Genomic DNA, 5,598 nt, shown 5'->3' with positions numbered 1-5,598 from the left:
CACTGGTTTCTTGCTGCACAACGCGAGCAAACCCGGGCATCCAGATGCTGGCATGCTCAAGAAGAAAGCTCCTATAGGCACCTGCCCAGCCTTTGTCCGGAAGGGCAATCGCCGCGACAGGGTTGACGAGATTACACTCGCACGCAGCAAAATATTCAAGTAACTCACATTCAGTAGCAACATAATCGAGCGGTTCGTTTTTTCCTTCAGCCTGCCCTACTCCGTATGACTTCATAAAGCGCTCGACATCCATAGAATGAGGATTCACGAACAAGAGAGCCGCAACACCGTCCGCAGCAGCACGATGAACACCCTCATAAGGACTAACCACTGGTTCGGGAGAACCAACGAACAGGCGCGTCGCCTCAACACGCAGGCCAGGGAGCAAGGCATCGGGATTGACGCCCTCGTATGGCGCCATGCTCTTTTTAAAATTATCTGGCAGCGCAAGACCCAGGGCGTTGCTAATTTCGATCGCAGCTTCCACCCACTCGCCCGATACAATTATTTCCGCAAGTTGTCGCTCCGGATAACGAAAGGATAACGCCAAAAATTCCCAGGCCGAAGCGCGGGTTTGCCAGAGCAATGCGTCACTCATGGAATACCTCTCTATCATGGTCAATAATATTCAGTGCAAGTTCCCGCACACACCGTTCTCGACCTTCACCCTCAACAACGTTACACGAAAGCGCAGCAATTACCTCATACCCCTTCAGCAGCGTCAAATACTGCGGATGAAAGGCAAGGCACAATCCCTGCTCTTCAAAGCTAAAATCCGTAACGCCATGAGCTTCCAATATCTCTTTAACAACGCCAACGTCTTCATCGAACACTTTCGCAACCCTATAGAAGAAATCAGAATCACTCTGCTCATAAAGGAGTGGATTAAGGTAAGCCGTAGTGTTTTGTTGGAATATCTGATAGCGATTCTTATTATCGAGCGAGCAGTAGTGAACCCCTAGCGATAAACCCTCATCAAGAGCAAACTCAACAAGCTCAAGGCAGCCGAGCTCACTTGCTGCCACTGGCAAGCCACCCGCGTATCCGTAGTTGTAGAGAATAGCAAAGGGTGGATTTTTTACTCGAAAACCACGCTTTTCAAACTCCTGCCACCTGTTAAGCGGAAAACAAAATTCCAAAAGGTTAATGCCGCGAATGCCTATTTTATCAAGGTGGCATAACAGGTTTTGCATCATAGCCTCAGTTCCTGGTATCACCGGCATTTCAACCAAGACGTCAACAAAATACTCCCTCGCTAACGCAATCTTCGCAAGGGTGGACTCAACAGCTTTTTTGCCATCATCAAGTTTGATACTGAAACGAATTTCGGACAAACCCGCAGCAGCAAGCTTTTCCATCAAGGGGATATCGAGCGGATCACCAGCCGTATACATGCGCGTGTGAACACCGGGGCAACCGTTTTGTACGTAGCGTAAAAACTCAAGGGTCTCCTGTGGGTGAAGCAGCGGCTCGCCACCCGTCAGTCCGATATGGGTGACCGTATCAGCCTCTTGCTTAAAAGCATCCACCTCAGCTTTCCATTCCTCAGCATCTTTAAGATGACTGCCATAACCTATCTGGTTGGGATTGAAACAAAAATAGCAGTTTTTGTTACATTTGAGGGAAAGGTAGAATGTCTTGCTTCCTGCCTGCTCAGAACACGCCCTGCATGCAGAAGAAAGCCAATTGATGGATATGCTAGCCCTACCGTTGCGAAACAGGGCACCTTTGTTTCGCAAACGCTCTAACACCTGCTCAGTGGCGCACATGTGTTCATTGCACGGCTCAAATACTATGCCCTGCGCTTCAAAACTCTTACGATATTCTGCAGAAATTGCATCGTATTCCGCAAGCCACGCACGCAGCGTCGGGCGCATCTCAATACACTCTTGCAGATTTTTATCGAACACTTATGTCACCGCCCTTAACCGTTTCTAGCTTTTCTCTGGCCCTCTTCTTATTCTTCCCAGGACACATATTTAGCCTAGAACACGAATGATGCTGTCGTTGGGATTCCTACCAGTTTTGAAACCCCTCCCATACATTAAAAGGCGCACCAGGAAACCCGTGCGCCTTTAAGCAATGTCGCAAACTAGCGCAAGGCCTCAGCTGGCTTGAGAGGCAGATACTTGAATCCCAAAAGTAACATGAGCAGCCCGAGACCCACCACACCAAGCACAATACCAAACTCAAACAGTGTAGGGAAGTAAACGAGCGACTGATAGGCTCCCATACCTGCCGTCCAATTGGTAATAGTTGAAGACGTCATGACTCCCGCATAATCAATGTTCGGTATCTGAAAGCCCCCTACTAACAGTTGCACGCGCTTGCAAAAGATTGCAACGATAGCCGCAATGGCCGCTGCCACAATGAGTGGATTAATGCGCAGCTTGGGAACAAAAGCGATGAGTGCTGCAAAACCGCAAAGTACAATTTCGATCCAAAAAAATGGAGCGAGAGCGCCAGAAATCAACATGGTCACCACATCAGCACCACTTCCTCCAGGAAAGCTTGCTGTCAAAAGATCGCAACCAAAGAAGTAGAGATCGACCAGCACGAATACGCCAAGCAGCTTGAGCATCTTCACCACATGGTCCTGAGCAAGTTCCATATATCCAATCTTGCGCAGAACAATGACAACAACAAGCACAAGCGCAACACCACATACGAGTGCCGAAGAAACGAACCACGGAGCAAGAAGTGCCGTGTTCCACAACTCACGACCTTGTTGTAAACCAAAAATCCATGCAGTCACAGAGTGCACAAGAATAGCCGTGATAAGAGCAATCACTGAAATAATACGCAAGGCCATTTCGGAACCTTTACCATTTTCAAATCGCAGCGTCGCCCACAGATACACGATTGAGAGAATCAGGTAAACAGTTAGTACGATAATATCCCACATGAGAGGTGACGTGAGATTTGAGTAGGCAAAAAGCTCCCAAATGCGCAACGGGTTTCCCAGGTCAACGATGACAAAGGCAATGGCAAGCACCGTACAGCAGATAGAAGTCCATACAGCAATCTTCGAGATACCGCCAAATCCCTTGACACCAAACGCTCGCGGCACACTCGAAATAATAAGACCACCAGCCGACAAACCTACCAAGAACATAAAGGACGTAATGTAGAGTCCCCAAGAATCGAGATTGCGCATGTTTGTCACAACAAGACCTTGAGTAAGCTGCACCCCCCAAAGGACAAGACCAACAACAGTCATAATGGCGGCAATGATAATACCAAGGTTAAGCCCCCTGCCACCAAACCGAGCAGCGGGAGTTTTGGTTGATTCAGTCATAATGTTTCTCCATATCTCCCTAGACGAGGTAGTAGACAGATGGTTTAGTGCCTTCACTTGCAAGCAATTGCTTGTATTCGCGTGAAGCAATCAGCTTTGACACCTCTGACTCAGGATCATCAAGATCACCATAGTGCCGCGCACGAGGGGGACATAATTCCATGCAGGCCGGCACTTCACCTCGAGCCTGGCGTTGGTAGCAGAACGTACATTTCTCAACTACATGTTTCTGGTGTTTCGGTGCATCAATATCACCTATTTCCTGGCCAGCACAAAACGCTGGCTCTTCCCAATTAAAAGAGCGAACACCCGTATAGGGACAGGCGGCTATACACATGCGACACCCAATACATTTATCGTAATCTTGACGTACAATACCTGTTTCTGGATCCTTATAGGTTGCTCCGACCGGGCATACTTTTACGCATGCCGGATTCTCGCAGTGCTGGCAGGAAATCGCCATATAAGACAAAGAAACATTTGGCCATTCCCCTGATGCGGTGTCAATAGAGCTACCCCCATCAGTAAAAACCCTATTCCACCACATGCCGTCTGGAATGTTATTTGCCTCCTTGCAAGCAACGGAACACGTATGGCAGCCAATGCAGCGATGTAAATCTATTACCATTCCCATTCTCATTTCACGCCACCACCTTTATACTTCTCGACTTCGCACAAACAGTCAAAATAACACTCATTACCATCGAACGCATGCGTAGCACGATTTGTCAGATCTTGATAGTGGCCTTCACGAAACTGGTCATATCCCCAACCATGCGGCAGGTTCACTATGCCGGGTTTAAGTCCGGCATCATAGAGTGCCTTAACGACAACATAGCCCCTGTCGTTGAAAACTTTTACTATATCGCCTTCATGTATGTCGCGTACTTTCGCATCATTGGCATTAAGATAAATGCTCGGCTCTCCCCCTCGTAACTCAACAAGCCACTCCACGTGGTTGTAGGTTGTGTGAGTGGTGAATCGCGTGTGAAGAGACTGAAAAACAAGTGGATATTTGTCAGCCAGTACATTCTTTTTATACTTTCCAACATCGTGCGGCCACGCTTCAGCTGGCGGCTCAAAATAGGGCAAACGCTCCAGCTCAACATCAATCTTTTTCCCCGCAAATCTTGGAACAGGGTTTTCCAGATAAAAAAACAGCCTTGCATCTTGAAGATAACTGGTTTTATTGTAATAGCCATCGGGAAAAGTGCGGATATTTTTTTCCTGCTTCAGGCGTTCATAGGTGATAGCTCCACCCTTAATATCGGGCATCATCCCTTTGTCTACGCAGATTTTTACTACCTCTTCAGCCGTTTCCTTGAAAGCATCGCCATAGCCCAATGCGTGGGCTAAAAGCTTGACAATGTCAAAATCGCTCTTATGTTCAAAAGTAGGTTCAATGGCCTTTTCTCCTAAGTTTGCATAAGGAACATATTGCATCCCGCCGACATCTTCCATCTCAAACCAATGGCAGCACGGAAGTATAATATCGGCATATTCTGCGGTATCTGTCATAGACATCTCGACTGAAACAAATAACTCTATCTTCTCGAGTGCCTCCAAAAATGCTTTTCGATCGGGGACATTGCCAACGGGATTGCCCGCATAAGTAATCAAGCCCTTAATTACGGCAGGTTTGCCCATATACTCCCCACTTTTCATAATGTCAGCGAAATCGAGGGAAGAGTAGGACGGCCCCGCTACTGAATTAGGCGGTTCACCCCATGACGCATCAGCATAATAGAGAATATCCGACGAAACACCAGCATTTGCCCACCCAGCACCAGGTTTGTAGAAATTGCCCGTCAATATAGCAGCAGCCAAAGAAGCAGTGAAATACGTGTGGCTGTTGGTGTAGTGGCCCGCTCCATTCCCCATCATTACCGAAGTAGGCCCGTTTGCCAACGCTTCGGCGACAAGAATAATATTTGACTGATCTGTATCACATACTTCGGCCGTATGCTCAAGCGTCCACTCCGAAACCCGCTCGATAAGCAACTCGAGGGTTGTCGTATATTCAACATTGTCAATAAGGAACGATCCCGTGAGAACTGGGTCAACGGATTCAACGGTCGGTACAGCCTTCCCCTGGGCGCCATCCCACACATAAGCAAAATCATCAGACATGATGCTCGTTGTGCTCCCTGGCAAAGGCTTATACCCATAGTCACTTTTTCTTAAAATATGACCGTCTTTTTTTCTAACCAAGCACGGTGCCGTACTGCTCTTTTTTAAAAATGCTTTATCAATCATATTGTTTTCAATTAAATAGTTACAAACCCCCATAGCAAAAGCAG

General features: G+C 47.5%; 5 protein-coding genes. All 5 read right to left on the bottom strand.

Features of this window, described 5'->3' with window-relative positions; all coding sequences use genetic code 11:
* Positions 1-598: molecular chaperone TorD family protein (locus RR842_RS11485; protein WP_332729807.1), on the bottom strand; the 598-nt coding region annotated here is incomplete at its 3' end.
* A complete protein-coding gene (locus tag RR842_RS11480) occupies positions 591-1,910 on the bottom strand; it encodes a radical SAM protein (RefSeq protein ID WP_332729806.1) in 1,320 nt (439 codons plus the stop codon). The genes RR842_RS11485 and RR842_RS11480, both read right to left, overlap by 8 nt.
* 182 nt (positions 1,911-2,092) lie before the next feature.
* Complete coding sequence (gene nrfD / locus RR842_RS11475; protein WP_332729804.1) at positions 2,093-3,298, bottom strand: NrfD/PsrC family molybdoenzyme membrane anchor subunit; 1,206 nt, start codon at positions 3,296-3,298, stop codon at positions 2,093-2,095.
* 19 nt (positions 3,299-3,317) lie between these two features.
* On the bottom strand, positions 3,318-3,938 hold the full coding sequence (locus tag RR842_RS11470; protein WP_332729803.1) for a 4Fe-4S dicluster domain-containing protein: 621 nt from the start codon (positions 3,936-3,938) through the stop codon (positions 3,318-3,320).
* The coding region (locus RR842_RS11465) for a molybdopterin dinucleotide binding domain-containing protein (RefSeq protein ID WP_332729802.1) at positions 3,935-5,598 on the bottom strand (1,664 nt) is incomplete at its 5' end. The genes RR842_RS11470 and RR842_RS11465, both read right to left, overlap by 4 nt.

The sequence above is a fragment of the Gordonibacter sp. genome (assembly GCF_036667095.1).
In the GTDB taxonomy this organism is placed as follows: domain Bacteria; phylum Actinomycetota; class Coriobacteriia; order Coriobacteriales; family Eggerthellaceae; genus Gordonibacter.
The sequence above is the reverse complement of the archived record's forward strand: the minus strand, read 5'-3'. Positions and strand labels throughout refer to the sequence as shown.

Coding starts and splice junctions, on each gene's coding strand:
- RR842_RS11470 (WP_332729803.1), bottom strand. CDS start 3,938: ATGAGAATGGGAATGGTAATAGATTTACATCGCTGCATTGGCTGCCAT.
- nrfD (WP_332729804.1), bottom strand. CDS start 3,298: ATGACTGAATCAACCAAAACTCCCGCTGCTCGGTTTGGTGGCAGGGGG.